Genomic DNA, 18,085 nt, shown 5'->3' with positions numbered 1-18,085 from the left:
ACCGCTTGTACGGTTTGATGAGGGGAGGCTGCGAATCCTGCCGTATTATCAACAGGTTCGCTGCCTTCTACTCTAAAGATTATTGTAAGCGCTCGATTGGCATTTTAAAGAATAGAAAAGCAGGAAAGCTAAAATTAACTAAATAAAGGTTATTTTTATGAAGGGTAATCAATTGAAATATAACTATCCGGTTGGGGCTTGATTAGAATTACCTAAAGTGCTATGGTTCCTTATTTTTGGCGGTCTTAGGGCAACTTTTGCCTCTTAAGCAGATAGATGTGTCCTGTTTTTTTTGGCGATTTTGCTCGCTTTGCCCGGAATATTTTAGTACCTGTGATTGACACATCCGGAAATTATTGGCACAAAAATTGCTTTTTGTCACTTTATAATAATTACATTTGTTACCATTTATCGAGGCGTTTTCCATGAAACCAGGGCGTAAAAGGCATATTGGTATAACACTATTTAGCTTTTTGGCAATATTTGCCTGCTTTTTAACGTCAACCACTCTTTTGGCCGATCCGCCTACAGTCAGTATTCTCTCTCCTTCTGACGGAATCAAAATTTACACAACGGGAACGGCCGATTACCCCGTAAAGATTGTTTTCAAAACCTGGGACCAGTCGGACGGCATCAAAACCAGCGGAACTAATGCATTTATGCTCTATTGGCAGCAGGGCGTAAGCAGTGGCAGCTTCAATATAACCACCTCCATTTCCTCCTGGGGACCCGTCGATACCGCTACCGACCTCTATCGGTCATATGACTGGATTCCCACCGCCGGTTCAGGCATTTACGCTATCCAGGTGCAGGCAACTGACAATGCCGGCGCTCCAAGCGTCGGCAAATCGAGAAAAATTTTCATTAATGTCAGCACCACAGCGCTGAACAACTTTAGTGGTTTCCCCGGTGACGGTAAACTGCTTGTCCGGGACAATGATAATACGATCTGCATGTCCTGTCATGCCATCAAGGCACATTCCTCGGCAGATATCAGTTCAACAACCTATGGAAACTGGGAAAGGGTTTGCCGCGATTGTCATACGCCTCACAATACGAGAAACATCTTTCTTCTTCAATCATCCTTCAAAATATACACAGGCATAAACCAGGCTTTCGCCTACAGAAAAAAAGTCGATTTCAGAAATCTTTCCGGTGAGTCGGCCTTTGGATTTGTAACCGAGTCCGGCAAGGAGCGGAGAGGTCCCTGTGAAGTTTGCCACACAAGAACCCGCAATACGGATAATACTCCCAGGTGGCGTAACTATACCTCCGAACCTGATGCTGACGGCCAAAAGCATAATGCGGGACTGGCATGTACGGATTGTCATTTACACGTAGACGGTTTTAAACCCGGTGAATCGGGAGGAGACTTTGATTGCAGCGGCTGCCATGCGGATCTTTTTAACCCCATGAACAGCGCTGATGACGGATACCACCATTTTATGGATAATGGCGGTGTCGATAAATTAATTTCGTCGGACTCAAAATACCCTCTGTTAACGGATGTAATGGGGGATGCTACTGATAAAAGGCGGCGCTGCCTCATGTGCCATGTTGACCATGACATATTCAGGAAGGAGATTAATCCTTTAAGCAAGGGAAGGGGGCACAACCTGAGGCCGAATATTTCCGTGCTGCCGACGCTTACTTCGGGAGTCAATACGGATTTTCTGGCTTCGAATATTGATGGTGGAATATGCCTTTCCTGCCACAAAAGGTCACAGACCAAGAGCTATACTCAGCCCGATGGTACGACGCATACACCGATAATAAATAAAACGCTCTTTTTGGACAGCCCCCATAACTACGAAGTAGAGGCAAGTTTTAATTCGTCGGCCTATAAATTTAAAGCTAACTGTTCCAAGTGTCACATCGATACGATAAATAAAACCAAACAGACCTCAGGCAATCAATTCGGGCCGCACTATTCCGTTGTAAGAAAGATTAACGCCGTAACGACGAGCGGCAATAATCTGGGCACCGTCTCCGCTTCTACCGATGATACGCTCGTTGATGATAATGACCCCATAGAGTGGGCCGATAATATCTGGCAGGGTCGTACAGTCAGGATACTTGAAGGAACCGGGGCCGGTCAGAGCCGCTATATTAAGGGCAATATTCTGAAAAATACGCTGCAGATATCCCCGAACTGGACGACTAATCCTGATTCAACGAGCATTTATCTTATCGGCCTTTCAAGGGAGGTTGACGACGGATTTTCCACAGGCGGCAACACGACAACAACCTTGAGAGACAGGGACGCATCCTGGATTACCAATTTCTGGGTTGACCGGCCCGTGACGATTGTAAAGGGGACCGGCTATGGGCAGACGAGACAGGTTATGAGTAATACGTCGACAACGCTCACGATTTCCGGGGCTGATCCCTGGGACCTTACACCTGATACGACAAGTAAGTACTCCCTCGGAGACCCTTCCGAGGAGGAAGTTTGTTACCGCTGTCACAGCGAGCAAACCAATCCCTACGCCGGTTCGAAAAAAGGTTGGTTCAATGTTCAGACCTTTGATAATTCCAAAGTGCTCAAGATGGAGGAACTCTTTTATGCCAGGGGTGAGCTTCAAAAGGCCTCCGGATCGGGTGTGGGCAGTATAACGGCTGCCGTTAATCCCGGCTGGTCTGTTGATCAATGGGCCGGTCAGAAGGTCAGAATTGTTGCCGGCCGTGGTGTGGGGCAGGAGGTTGGGGTCGATTCGAATACAAATAACCAGTTGTATCTTTTGCAAAACTGGACCGCCCTCGATAACGGAGTAAGGCCCGATAATACGTCAACCTTTTTTGTGGGCGCCGGTAATCCCTTCAGGCACCGCATGGAAAAGTACTTTGCCAAACATCGCTCTGATGAAGCGGAAGTCGCTCCTGATAGCGCCACATCGACAGGATGGTTTAATGATCCCACAGTCACAAACGGACTTCATTCAGGTTGCCAGGATTGCCACAATCCCCATGGCAACAGGAAGCCCGGTGACGATAACGGCATTGCAGAATCGGGATCGACTACGCATCTTAGAGACAGTGACAAATCAACGACCTGGACGAAAGATATGTGGCGCGGTTATACCTTAAGGCTCATGGATGGAACCGGGCGCGGCCAGGACAGGATGATCACCTTTAACACAACGACCAGTGTTCATGTGGGAGCGCCCTATGTCACCGCTTCTCCAGGGGCCGGCACCTATTATATTATCTCTCCCAACGGCACGCCGGACAGGGGCAACAAACTCTGGAATCCCAATAGCGGAACATGGGGGGTTAATGTGACCTATCAGCCGGGCACGCCTCCCGTAAACACCATGCGCGGACCGACCTTCACAAAGAACAAGGACCTTATCGGCGGGACGGACAAAGTCTACCAGCTTTGTTTCAAATGCCACTCGGAATATGGCTGGGGCACATCGGGAACGCCCTTTACCATTCCCGATAGTATAGGAACGTCTAATTATAATTACAAGGAAGGGCCTTCAACGGATATTGCCGAGGAATTTAATCCCAATAATCTCGGTTATCACCCCATCGTTGATATCGGCGCAAACCAACCGATTCTTGTTATGGGTGATGCGCCTGTTAACGTTGTTGCAGCGGAAATGATTGCCAGTGGTGCAGGAAGCAGTTCGTCGGCGATAGCCTATGACAATCAATGGACTCCCAACAAATATAACGGGCAATGCGTTGAAGTTACAGCCGGCAACCTTTTGGGACAGATCAGATCAATAAAGGGAAGTAATTCAACTTCAATTTCGGTGGATCCCGCCTTCAGCGCCATTCCTAATGCCCTTACCCGGTTTCACATCAGAAAATGCAGCATCTATAATGTAGGCGCCGGTTATTCAGGCTCTTCAACACCATGGCCAAGGTTTACAAAAGGAACAATAAACCTCTATGCCGGTAATTCAACAGTGACCATCAACGGCCTGAGCGACGGTATTCCGTCTACCGTTATCAAGGGCTGGTATATCTATGCCGGGGAGCTTCGGACCGGCATAAATACGACGGATACGCCGAGGGCCGACGGTTGCTCCGCCACGGCCCCCTGTCCTCCCATGTTGTCTACAAAAGGTTGGTACCAGATCGTTGATATCGCTCCCGGCGCGAGTGATCCATCGACGGGAAGCGTGGATCTCGTCGTTTCACCGGCCCCTGCTAGCGACTGGTCGGGTTCTTATGCCCTTACGTCAGGGCTTGGCAATACCTTTGTGCCGCCTTACGGTCCCTGGAGTGTGATAGCCTGCCCCGATTGTCACGATACGGATGATGCACGAAATCCATCGGGGCCCCATGCCTCTTCCAGGCAGTGGATATTGAGGACACTGGAAACGCAGTCCTTCCCCTGGTATTATGGCGGCATTAATTCATTCACATCTACGACGACGATTTCCACTATTAAAACGGTTTCCTATCCTGACGGCGGTGATACGGGCTGGGGTGATACCTATATGTATATGCCCAACTATACCTGCCTCAATTGCCACAGGCCGGATGTTTATGGTTCCAGTTCAAAAAGCCCGGTGCGGGATGTTGTGCCTTCGGGTTCGGCCTTTGATAACTATTCATGGCAATATCTATCCAGGGTGCCCCATGTTCCTTCTAACCGGGTTTACGGTACGAATCCGCTTGAGAATACATACGGCATCAGCTGTATGAGTTGCCATGGCGGTGATAACCGGCCTGAAAAGGGTACCACATCTCCGGGATCTCCAGACCTTGCCCTCGGTGGAATTCATGGATCCAATCTTGGTGTAGGCAGAGGCGGCACTGTTTTTGGCGGGCCTACTTACAGTCTGCGCGGGCGCCGTTTACTTAACGGCGCGGCATGGAACGGTGTAACAAGAGCAAGTACGTCTACCGGGACCATATGTACCTATGGCGGTACTAATCCTGATGCTGTCAGTTCCTGTCTTTCATCAACAAATCGCTATTCATGGGCCGGCGCGAAGGCAAACTACCCTTACTTTTCCGGTGGTGACGCGGCCGGTACTTCTCTTGTCAGCGCCGAGGCGGCTAATGTGCCCCCTGGAAATAACGGGCCTAATAGCGGAGACAGGGTTATTATTACCTTCAGCGCCGAAACGAATGGCGATACCATTACAATTAACAGCAGCACCATTAACAGCATACTCGATCTCGGTCCCGGAAAGAGCTGGCTCAGCGGTGACGGACAATTGGGAGGGGGCCTGGGGGTATGGAGTACGGCAACCTACCTCAATGACACATTGACGATTACACTTTCCGACAGTGGGGGCATGCCTTCCGTCAGGGTCGGTGATACGATCACCCTGGATGGTACCATACTGGGCGGTGACGGTGGACAGATCATAGATACGATAACTATTACGGGCAACTTTGACGTGAGGCCCATGAGCGCTGTTGCCTCTGATATTAACGGCGGCGGGCCCGGTATTCAGGAGAAAAAAGACCGGGTGACGCTCATTTTTGACGACCAAACGGCCGGCACGGCCATTAATGGAACGAATATAGATTCGGCACTCGTGCTTAATAACGATCACACCTGGAAAGAAGGGCCGCTGGGTATATACAGTTCAGGCTGGAGCAGTACGAACTATCCTGACGATACGCTGACTATAACCCTGAACAATATGACCAGTTCAAGCGCCATAGACATTTTGGATACCATTACCCTTGACGGCGTAACTATCAAGGATGTCCTGGGAAGCCCCGTTACAGGGTCTTTCCAGCTTGTGGGCAGTTTTGATTCCATGCCCGACGGCGTTGTCGGTTTCTGGAAGCTCGAAGAATCGAGCGGCACTACCGTTTACGACGAATCACCCTACGACAACAAAGGGGTGAGGATAGGCGCCACACAAACCGTCCTGGGGAGGCGAGGCCGTTCCTACTCTTTTGATGGATCAGGGGGAGACCGGATTGAAGTTGCCGACAGCAATCAATTCCTTAACCTGACAAGCCAGGCGTCGATTGAATTCTGGATGAAAAGGGATGCCGCTCCGAACAATAGCCAGGTTTATGTTGAAAAAAATGGTGTTTTCACCATCCAGGATTTGACGAATACCGGAAGAATAAGCTTTACCTGGAACGGTACGCTTTTAACGACACCTGCGGCCCTGGAGAATGACAGATGGTATCATATTGTTGCAACCTATGACGGCGCTAATATGTACATGTATGTCAATGGTGATCCGGCGGCGGGGCCACAGTCGGCAGCCAGGGCTTCAGCCAACAGCTATAGCCTGTTTATAGGCAGCAATTCCTTATCATCATTCACGGTGAAAGGTTTAATTGATGAAGTGCTTATTTACAACAAGTCCTTATCGCCGACGGAAATAAGAGACAGGTACGGCGCATGGCTCGTCACTGCGGCGGCGAGTGATACTTCCGGCCAGGGGGCCGGTATCCAGGAAGGTGATGAGGTAATTATCACCTTTGACGGGGAGACGAACGGACTGCTTGTCGATGAAAATAATATCAGTTCTGCTCTGTTGCTTAGCGCCGGACACACGTGGAAAGAAGGAATTCAAGGTATCTATAGTTCCGCCTGGAGAAGCATAAACTATGCTAATGATACACTGGTTATTACCCTGAATAACATGACGTCGACAGATGCCGTTGCCAGCGGTGATAAAATTCATCTCAACGGGACAATGAAGGATTCACTCGGTCGTTCCATTCTGGATTCAGTCGTCATTAGCGGTGATTTTGACATACCTTACGGCGCCCTTGGCTATTGGAAATTTGACGAAGCAAGCGGGTCATCGGCAAGTGATTCTACCTTCTACAATAATTCCGGCACCCTTGCCGGCGGCACGTGGACCAATACCAGCTATAGCGGCTACGCCATTGATTTTAGTTCATCATCGACAGGGGTGAATGTTACCGACTACAATAATTCTCTCGATCTGAAGTCGTCGGGCAGCCTTGAAGTCTGGGCCAGAAAGAATTCTAATGCCGATTACCAGACTTTAATGGCCAAAGGCAGCACTGCGGCTTACCGGTTAACCGAAATGGGGACCGGCGGCAAGCTTACTTCCCGATGGGGCCAGCCGACAATAGACAATTATTCGACCGATTTCTCTCTTCCGGCAAATGCCTGGAATCATATTGTATTGACTTACAATGGAGGCAATCTTCTCTACTATGTTAACGGAGAGTCGGCCGGTGGCGGCACTTACTCGACTGATGCCGAGGCAAATAATGATCCTCTCTGGATCGGTCACCGGAACGGGGCCTTTGGTTATGACGGAATCCTTGACGAAGTCATTGTCTATGAGAAGGTGTTGGACCTGGCCGAGATTCGAAGCCGCTATAAGGTGAAGCTCGATAGCGCTGATGCTGCTGTAGGCGATAATACACCGGGCATCCAGGCTAATGACCAGGTAGTTATCAGATTCAAGAGCCCCACAGCCGGCGGCACCGGTCTTTGTACCGATACTGCAACTATAAATACGATTCTGGACCTTGATGAACCACTTGGCACCTGGGGACCAATGTCAACGGTTCAATGTGTCTGGTCCAGCAATCCTCACAGCAATGATACGCTTACTGTAAGGCTGGAAACAGGCGCCAACGTGGGTATCGGTGATACGATTACTCTCGGAAGCGGCGCCAACGCTATCAGGGATACTATCGGCACAGGCCGTGAAATATCGGGTTCCGTCCAGATAGGGGGCACATTCGGCACCGTAGCCAATGAACCGGTCAATGCCGTTGCTCACTGGAAGCTGGACGGCATCTCCGGAGCGGTTGCAGATGCGACCGCTAATGGTAATGACGGATCCGTTGTCGGCGTGCCGACCCGGGGTATAACGGGACGCTTTGACAAGGCTTTCAGCTTTGATTTTGACTTGCCTCCGGAGCGGGTTGCCGTGCCTGACAGTAACTCTCTCGATTTGACCAGGGCCGGTACTGTAGAGATGTGGATAAATAAAAGTGACCATGGCAACAAGACTTATTTGAGTAAGGGAGATGCATACAGTCTCAAGGGAATTAATTCCGGTGAAGTTGTCTTCACCTGGGCAAATCCGGACAATAAGGTTACTTCACCTGATGAACTTTCTCTCAATGAATGGCACCATATCGTGGGGACTTACGACGGCACTTCGCTAAAACTGTATGTCGATGGGAAACTTGTCAAAAGGGAACCCTCGAGAATTATTGATGCCGCCGGAAATACTAACATTTTAACCCTGGCTTCTGATAATGGCTCCAGTGACTTTTACGGGATAGTTGATGAGGTTGTTATTTATAACCGCGCAATAGATGAACTTGAAGTGGAACAGCGTTATGGCGCGTGGCTTGAAAGCGCTGTTGCCAGTGACGCAACGTTCGGAGGCACCGGAATCCAGACTGACGATGAGATAATTATAAGCTTTGACGGCGAGACCAATGGCGATCTTCTTCTTCCCTCAATATCGGCAGTGCTTGGGCTGAGCAGTGGCAGCTGGGGGTCATCAAGCGTTTATACATGGAGTAATGCCGGCGGCAAGACGAATGATACGCTTACCATCACGCTCACCAACGATGCCAATATTACGCCGGGAACCAAAATTACCCTTGATGGCACGATAAAGGATACCTTGTTAAGGCCCATTATTGATTCCATCGATATAACCGGTGGTTTTGATGTCCCGGCCGGCGCTGTTGCTTACTGGAAGTTTGATGAAGGAAGCGGCGCCACTATAGCGGATTCAACCTTTCATAACCATACCGGGACCGCTTCTAATACGTCATGGACCAATACAAGCTACGATAATTATGCGCTTGGCTACAACGGCTCCAATAGTCTGGTTTCTGTTAATCATTCGCCATTCCTCAACCTCACCACTCAGGGCAGCCTTGAGGTTTGGGTAAAGAGGAATGCAGGCGACTTCGGATTCTGGCCCTTGATTTCCAAGGGAACTGCAGATGGTTATGAGATAGGAATCCATGCTTATAGCGGACTGGTTGCCGTCAAGTGGGGCAACTTCCTCACTTACGGAATAACCTCTGCTACGGCGCTGCAGCCCGGCGTATGGAACCACATTGTCGCCACCTACAACGGCAATACGGATGAACTCAAACTTTACATAAACGGAAAACTTGATAATACGGTTACGTCCTATACGACCAACGCCGTTGTAAACAGCGACAGTCTCAAGATAGGAGATGGCGCCGGTATCAATTATAGTGGAATCATTGATGAAGCCCTTGTTTATAATGACGAGTTGATTCTTTCAGAGGTAGAAAAACGGTTTAAGGTGAAGATAGAGAGCGCCGAGGCGATAGCTGTCAATAATGCGCCCGGCATACAGGCCGGTGACCAGGTAATAATCAGGTTCAGAAGCCCGGCGGCCAATACCGCTGTCTGCGGAAGTATCTCGGCTTCACTGGCCCTTAATAGCGGCAGTTGGGGAACACCATCATCCTGTATCTGGACAAACAGCGGCGCTCATGCTTACGGTTATGATACCCTGACTATCACACTTCCCGCATCAGGCGCTACGGTAGGCGTCGGTGATACGATCACCCTTGGCAGCGGCGCTAACGCTATCAAGGATACTATCGGCGCGGGCCGTGAAATATCCGGTTCCATACAGATTAGCGGCACATTCGGCACAAATGCCAATGAGCCTCTTAACGCCGTAGGTTACTGGAAGCTCGAAAGCAACGGCAATGATTCGACTGTCAATAACAATCACGGTGTTGTCTCGGGAGGCCTCTGGACTCCGGGCAGATACGGACAGGCGCTCGACTTTGAAAGGGATACGTCAGACAATGTTTCTGTTCCCGATGCCAATTCGCTCGATCTTTCCAAGGCGGGAAGCGTGGAAGCCTGGATCAGGAAGGAATCAGATAATGCAGGGCAGACTATCGTGAGTAAAGGGTCTGCTTTCAGCTTATACGAAGAAATTGGCGGAAAAGTCTCCTTCCAGTGGGCAACGGCAGCTAAAGTGACTTCAAATACGGTTTTGAGTGCCGGAAAGTGGTACCATGTGGCCGGTACCTATGATGGCAGCGCCATTACTATCTATATCAATGGTCAGCCGGAGAATTCAATAAGTCACATTGTTGATGCTGCGGCAAACAATAACCCGCTGACTGTGGGCAATCAGAATGGAAGCAATTACTTTGACGGCGTCATTGACGAGCTTGTTGTCTATAACCGTTCCGTTACGGCGCCTGAAGTCCTGCAACGTTACGGCGCATGGCCCACAAGCGCTGTTGCCAGCGATCCCTTGCCGGAGGCTTCCGGTATTCAGGCGGATGATAAGATTGTTATTACTTTTGACGGAGAAACGAATGGGGATATTATCGGCAGCATTCCGACAGCGCTTGGACTGAACGGCGGCGGCTGGGGGTCAACGAGCGCTTATATGTGGAGCAATGATGGCGGCAATATAAATGATACGCTGACCATAACACTGACGGCAGATGCCGATATCGGTGTGGGCGATACCATTACTTTACAAAACGGTGTGATCAAGGATACGCTCCTGCGGGCTATTTCCGCTTCAATTCAGATTACGGGCACCTTTGGAACGGATGCAGATAAACCGGTCGGCGCCGTTGGTCACTGGAGTTTTGATGAAACGGCGGGAACCGTTGCCAATGATTTAACGGCAAACAATAATAACGGCACGGCCTGGGGCTCCACTCCCTGGTTCGATCCGGGCAGATATGACAGAGCATTCAACTTCGATGGTTCGGCAAATTATGTCGAGATGGCTGATAAAAATTCTCTTGATCTCATCGGTGAAGGAAGTATCGAACTCTGGATTTACAAGGATGGATATAAAAATAACCAGGTCTGGGTCAATAAAGGAGAGGCCTATGGTATCAGGGACAACGGTGTGACGGGACAGGTGGTCTTCTGGTGGGGCAGCACGGCGAATACACTTACCTCGGCAACCCTCTCCACAGGCGAGTGGCATCATGTTGTTGCCACCTATGACGGGACGGATATGTACCTATATATTGACAAGAATCCCGCATTGACCGTAACCGGAGCGTCGACCCTGGATGCAGCGGCTAACGGTAATCCGCTCAGAGTTGGTGTTTCTTCAGTGCTTGGCGATTACTTTGACGGGAGAATCGACGAGGTAGCGATTTACAATAAAGCCCTTACCTTTGCCGAGGCGGAAGAACGCTACGGCGCCGGAGTGACAGGCGCCGTGGGCGCTGATTCCACCATAGCGGGCGCAGGATTGCAGGGTGGCGATAAGGTGCTTATTACCTTCAACGGGATGACAAATGGATCTGCCCTTACCAATTTAACCGTTAACAGCGCGTTAAATATTACCGGCAAGTCCTGGCTCGATGGTAATGGAGACCTTGGCACGCCGGGGCCTGCATGGACTTCCACTAACTATAGCGACGATACGCTTGCCATTACTCTTGGTGATAACATCAGTCTGCCTGATATTGCCATTGGCGATACGATCGATCTTGATGGGACGATAAAAGATCAATATAACAGGGGAATAAGAGGTTCGGTGACTATTACGGGAACATTCGACGTCCCTGTTGATGCCATTGCCTACTGGCGTTATGATGATAGCGGATATACGGTGACTGATGAGACGGATAACAATCTAAACGGGACTTCCTACAACGGCGGCTTCCTGGACGCTACCTGGACGACGGGTAAGATCGGCAGCGGACTTGCCTTCGACGGCAATGACTATGTTGACTATGGCGAGAATGCTGCCTTTGTCCTTGCCAGCAGCTATGCCATAGAGGCCTGGATCAAACCGACCTCTTTCGATAGCAGTATTGAAGACAGCGCCATATTCTTTAATTCAGACGGAGCAGCCATAAGGTACAACTTCTCCATACACAGTGATGGCAAGATCGGTTTCTCTCACAGTCCTGATGTTAATGGCTCTCTGGGCGGTAAGGTCCTTAGTCAATCGACGGGTACACTGACGCTTAACGAATGGAACCACGTTGTTGTTACGAGGAGCGGCAAGAAAAGCGCAAGTACGGCACACGACACAACTTTCTACATCAATGGAACTGCCAGCGGAACATTTGACGATGATCATTACGATGTGTCGTCGAGCATTAACATCTGGACGGGCAAGTCCAATATCGGCGGTGATAACTTCTTTAAAGGGGTCATTGACGAGGTAGTTGTCTTTAACCGTTCTCTTAGCGCATCTGAGGTTAAAACGCGCCGCCGGACCTGGATGGAAAGCGCAAGAGCAAAGGACCTTTCGGCAGGCGGTTATGGTATTCAGGCAAATGATCAGGTGGTTATAACATTTAATGAGGAGACCAACGGACCGCTTGTTAACAGCAACATTGACTCTATTCTCGTTTTAAATAACGGCCATTCCTGGCTGCCTGACGGCGGTGGTCTTGGCGGTCCGGGATTCGCCGCATGGTCGACGGTGACCTATCCCAATGATACGCTGCATGTTGTTTTCAATAATACTACGGGAAGTCTTGCTGTAGCGCCGGGCGACGTGATAACGATTAGCGATACCATACTTGATGGTTTAAAACGACCTCCTCTAAATGACAGGATAGTCATTTCAGGAAGCTTTGCCTCCATTCCCGCAGGCGCTACGGCTTTCTGGAAGTTTGATGAGGCGCTAACCAGTGGTGACAAGGTTATAGATGCAACGACGAATAATAATCACGGAAGCTTAATAAACACGGTTACCCGTACCGAGACGAGCCATGAAGGAAGAGCGCTCTCCTTTGACGGTATAAATAACTACGTGGAAGTGCCGGGGGCGAACCTTAATATTGACACCTATCTGCGTATTGATTTCTGGATCAAGGCGGGCAACCAGGACAGCGGTGATGGCATTATCACGAGTGATGCCTTTGAGGTCAATGCCTGGTCGTCGGGCGAGCTGGAGATAAGATTGAAGACGGGCACCGAATGGGAAGGATGTCTTCGCGGCGTCTCTGCTCCCACCTTTAGTAACAGCTGGCATCATGTTGAAGTTACCTGGGATGGTTCTCTCATTAATCTTGTCGTTGACGGAACGCCTTACGGCCCTTCATGTACAACAACGGGCTCGTCTCTGTCGGCAGCGACGGAGGTCAGGCTCGGTACTTCCCTTGCAGGTGGGAACTACTTTAACGGCATGCTGGATGAAGTCATCATATTTAACCAGCCCTGATGGAGATGCAAATTTATTAATTAAGGAGCTTAAATCCCCTCGGGAGGGATTTCTGAGAGGATCCATTATTTTAACTATGGCTAGTTTGCGCAAACCCTTTCTCTGCCTGCTTTTTTTCCTGTTTATGGCTTCCTGCTCCGACAGGAGCAGCCCTGAAGAAAGGCAGATAAGGCAGGTCATAAAATGGTATAACGAGGCGCTTGTAAGAGTCTATCAAGAGCTTGATGTTCAATCTCTCGATGGTCTCACGACGGGGCAGGAAATCGGCAGGGTCCGAATGATCGTATGGAAATTCAAGGCCGAAAAGAAATACATGGAATCGGAACAGAAGGAACTGGTTTTTAAATCGATTTCAATGACGGGCCCTGAAAGCGCTGATGTTGAAACGGCGGAAAAGTGGAAATTCAGGCACTTAAGGGCAAAGACGGACGCCGTTTTGCAGCCCTGGAAAGATGAAGATTATACCATGTACTACCGCATGGCTAAAATGGAAGGCAAGTGGGTCGTTGAAAAAGCCCGGCTGGTCCGCAAGGACCTCGATAGAAATCCAAATTATATCAATCATTCTTCAATGGTAATAAAGGGTAAATAAGCCCGCCTCTCAAAAGCGAGGAAAATGAAAATAACCGGTTTTTCCTCCCTTCCGCCAAGTATATGTGAAACCGCTTTTCTTATTTAAGTCCGCCCAGAAAAAAATAGCTATTTGGCTGCAATGTGGTTATTTAGCGGCAGTCCGCCCAATATTATTGATCTATGTGGCATTAATGTGTTAAAAAGCACTTTCTGTTGCTTTTGGATAGTATTGTGCTGCATTTCAAGCAGCCAAATGGCGGAGCGCGCTGCTCCTCTCAAAAGATTTAGTCAATTAGTTTCATTTCTTCGCAAATTTATACTTTAATATCAAGTGCTTATACATTTTTCCTGTTATTGTGGAAAAAAGTTATTTTTCGTTCATATTAATATTTTTTTGACTACCCGATATGGAAAGAAAAGCCTAAATAAATGGCATGTTTCTTGCCCATTAGGGTAGTAAAGGGCTCTTTAGCCTTACGGGTTTACCCTGCAACGTCAGTCATCATATTGTTTTGTTATAATTTAAAGGAGAGCTATGGCGGGTAATCATTGCATGCTTTTTTTGGAAGATCGCATAAAAGCGGCTTTGCGGGATTAAAGCATAATGATCATAATAAGGAGTTTATTTGCACTGCTTGATAAAAAAAAGTGAAGTTTTGAAAAAGGGGGTTCAGGCAGCTGAAAATAAAAATATTTCAGCATCCAGATCTGTGGCGCTGGCGGTTGCTCTTTTTATCCTCTCAAGTCTCTTTTTGTCCTCTCTTGCCTATGCCGATTCTGTTGGCCCGACAATAAGTATCTATTCCCCGTCGGACGGCAAAACGGTCTGGACTGACGGCAATGGCGGCTCCTACCCTGTAAGAATCGTTTTCAGAGCCATTGATGTGGGCGGTGATACACCACTTAACGCAGGTTCCTTTGAACTGGGAGTTGACGGCGCATGGGAAGCCGCAGGACTTGTTCAATGGGGCGCCAAGGTTGATTTCTATTATTACGATTGGGATATTCCCGTCACCGGTGAAAAGCCTTATTTACTTCAGGTCAGAGGTCGTGACAGCCTTGGTAATCCGGGTTATTCAAGAGAGATGACGCTTAATGTAAGAGTTGCTCCTGTCGATGTTTTTGGTGGCTTTCCGGGAGATGGCGCTCTATTGGTCAGGGATAATGATAATACTTTATGCATATCCTGCCATGAACTGAAATCTCATTCCTCTGCTGATGTGGAGTCGGCCAAATATGGTAACTGGGAAAGGGTCTGCCGCGATTGTCATACGCCCCACAACACAAGAAATATTTTCGTTCTTGCTTCTTCCTTTAAAATTTACACCGGTGCAAATCAGGATTATGCCTACAATAAAAAGGTCGACTTCAGAAATCTGTCGGGCCAATCGTCTTTTGGTTTTGTTACCAAAGGGGGTAGTGAAAGACGCGGGCCCTGTGAAGTATGCCATACAAGAACACAAAATTCCGACGCCTCTCCCCGCTGGAGGAATTATACTTCCGAACCGGACGTTGACGGCTTTCAGCATAATGCAGGCATTAGCTGTATCGACTGTCATACCCATGAAGGGGGATTTAAGGGTTCCTGTACTTCCTGCCACGGATTTCCACCTGCTACGGCAGGAACGCTGCTTGGCGGGGCCGATACGACGGGTGGTTCCAATCCGACAGGATCACTAACTGCCGGAGCGCATGGGAAGCATGCCACCGTATATGGTGAAACGAGCGCAACCTGTAATAAATGCCATAATGGCGGTATGGGGTCGAACAATGCCGTCGATGGTACGATTAATTTCGATTTTAATGCCTTTGGCCTTTATACGACGGGTGATTACAAGGGCCGCAGCGGCATTATTAATTATACCTACAGCGGCCCTGATGTAGGCACCCTGGATGACTCCATGACCTGCCAGAATGTCAAATGCCACGGTGGGGGCGGGTGGCTCACCTCCAGCGGCGGCACGATGGAAGATCCCATATGGAGCGATGCGGCCACAGGGCAGTGCGGAGACTGTCATGGTGTGAAGAAGGTTGCCGGCAATGGTGACTGGCCAACGACAAATGGCCATGCAAAGCATGCCGGCACAGGGAGCGGCGAGTATGATTTTATGTGTAAGCTTTGCCATAGCGCCACTGTTCTCGGCACGTCAACTTCACTAAACAACAGTAATCACGTTAATGGCCTGGCGACGCTCAGCCTTTATACGGCTGATGGCCGTATTGCGGCGAACAGCTCTTACGGTGGTGACAGCACAGTTAACAGTGGTTTCGGAAGTTGTGATAATCTCTATTGCCACAGTGAAGGAAACCGGTTCAGCAACTTTTCTGCGCCCAACCAGGTTCTTAACTGGAACCAGACCAGGGCCTGCAACTCCTGCCATGGTAACAGTGCTTACAGTGGCTGGACGTCGGCTATGCCCAACTACCCCAATAACTCACCCAAAGCAAACTCCCACGCACCTCACGTGCTTAGCGGCATTCAGTGCAAGACCTGCCATGCCTCGACAACGGCAGATAATGTAAGTATAAAAAACACCGTTGTCCACGTAAATGCCTTCTACAATCTCAGTGTAGGTGACGGTATGGCAGAAGGTTTTTACGCCTACTCTACATCGACAAAAACCTGTTATAATGTGACCTGCCACGGTGGTGCCGGCAGCTCCGTCGTTTGGGGCAGTACGGGTATTTCATGTCAGAGCTGCCACCTTTCAGCAAATGATACAGATGATTTCGTTTATAATAATGCTATCCAGGCAAAAATAGCCCAGTCACAGTGGACAAGCATCGGCCACGGGAAAACGACGGGAACCTATGCCTATACCGGTAACAGCGCTGCAGCCAAGATTTGCACCGATTGTCATACCAATACTGTCGGTCATGGGGATGCGGCTAATCCCTTCAGGTTGATGACCAGCGATCCTGACGGCTTCTGTCTAAAGTGTCACGGTACAGGCAGCCAGCTCCAGGGAAGTGGATTTAGCTCAATTACAGGCGTTCAGGATCACTCTTACGCAAACCTGTCCACTAATGGTTACAAGAATCTTACATCCTGGCGATTTATACCCAAGTGTATCGACTGTCATGATCCACATGGTGACAGTAATATTGCTATGATTCATAGTAAGGTTGCCACTAATGGATCTGATACCAAAGGCATACCTAATGCCTTCACCAATACTTCAACGGTCATATTTACAAAGTACACGGGAGTTTACAGTTTCGGTATGGCTGACGGAACGAGCACTTACATCTGTGAATCCTGCCATACGAGAACGGCCTATCACAAACAGGATGGCGTCGGTTCACATAACGATGGGGCCAAATGTACAAGCTGTCATGAGCATACAACAGGATTCACGCCGGCAGGTGATTGCAGTGGTTGCCACGGTTATCCACCCGATGTGGGTGATAGCAAGCCATACCAGGATGCACCTACAAGTGAAGGTAAGGGTGCTCATGTGAAGCATATTAACCATATTGCCGCCCTCGAGGGGGTGACCCTCGATCCTGTAACCGATGAGTTTGGGTTAGGAGCACCGGGAATTGTTTGTGGTACATGCCATACCAATGATTCAGCGAACCATATGTCCGGTGATCGTGTCATCAGTTTCGGCACATTCTCTACACAACATCAGTTTGGATCGAACAAGCCGGTCTATAACGGTGTAGTAGGAGTATCATCGGGTACGACGATGAAGACCTGCTCAAATGTGAGATGCCACTTCAAGGAATCCAAGGGATGGCAGGACCCGGCTACTGCCGGGGATTAACGTGTCCAGGTTTGAATTAGGGTATTTTATGAGGTAAGGTATATGGATTGTTATTTTAGAATATATAGGGACAGAGGATAGACGATGAGTATGATTAGAAGATTACTCAGAAAGCATATTAGTTATACTGTTTTACGGTATACGACGATGCTTCTCATTGCCTTCCTTCCATTTCCACTGGAGGCATTGGCGGCTGAGATGGTGGCCAATGGCAATTATAACACCAGTGCGAACTGGACACTGGCCGGAACTGTAACGGGAGCTGTCTATGACGCAGGAAATACAAACACTGCCGATGGCAGCGGCTCTATTTATGTGCTAACTACAGCCGGCAAAAACCAGACTGAAACGGGTATCATTACGCAGACGGGCTTATCAATTGTAGCGGGAAGTGAGATTACAAATGCATCCGATGTTGTTGCCTTTACTAAACATGCCGTTCTATCGGGTAATACGAAGCCACATTCAATAATTATCGAGGTGAATGACGGCGGATGGATCCAGGTCTACAGCGCAGTACCTACTGATAATCAGGTTTGGACTTCCCTGACAAATGGCACGGCTACGGCCTTTCCTTATACCGTTGTCAACGGTATAACCGATGTGAGGGTCACCATAGTTGCCAAAACAGGGAAC

Annotated in this window: 4 protein-coding genes; all 4 read left to right on the top strand. The window is 49.0% G+C overall.

All coding sequences use genetic code 11. The features are described from left to right. Window positions 1-425 precede the first annotated feature (425 nt). Window positions 426-13,106, top strand: coding sequence for a NapC/NirT family cytochrome c (locus OEV42_18420; GenBank protein MDH3976245.1), 12,681 nt, complete (start codon window positions 426-428; stop codon window positions 13,104-13,106). Between the two features lie 76 nt (window positions 13,107-13,182). Next, on the top strand, window positions 13,183-13,698 hold the full coding sequence (locus OEV42_18415) for a hypothetical protein (protein MDH3976244.1): 516 nt from the start codon (window positions 13,183-13,185) through the stop codon (window positions 13,696-13,698). Between the two features lie 616 nt (window positions 13,699-14,314). Next, complete coding sequence (locus OEV42_18410; protein MDH3976243.1) at window positions 14,315-17,449, top strand: CxxxxCH/CxxCH domain-containing protein; 3,135 nt, start codon at window positions 14,315-14,317, stop codon at window positions 17,447-17,449. A gap of 90 nt (window positions 17,450-17,539) precedes the next feature. Further along, window positions 17,540-18,085, top strand: a 546-nt coding sequence (locus OEV42_18405; GenBank protein ID MDH3976242.1) for a hypothetical protein, incomplete at its 3' end; no start/stop codon positions are given.

It is taken from the genome of Deltaproteobacteria bacterium (genome assembly GCA_029860075.1).
Taxonomy (GTDB): Bacteria; Desulfobacterota; JADFVX01; order JADFVX01; family JADFVX01; genus JAOUBX01.
The sequence above is the reverse complement of the archived record's forward strand: the minus strand, read 5'-3'. Positions and strand labels throughout refer to the sequence as shown.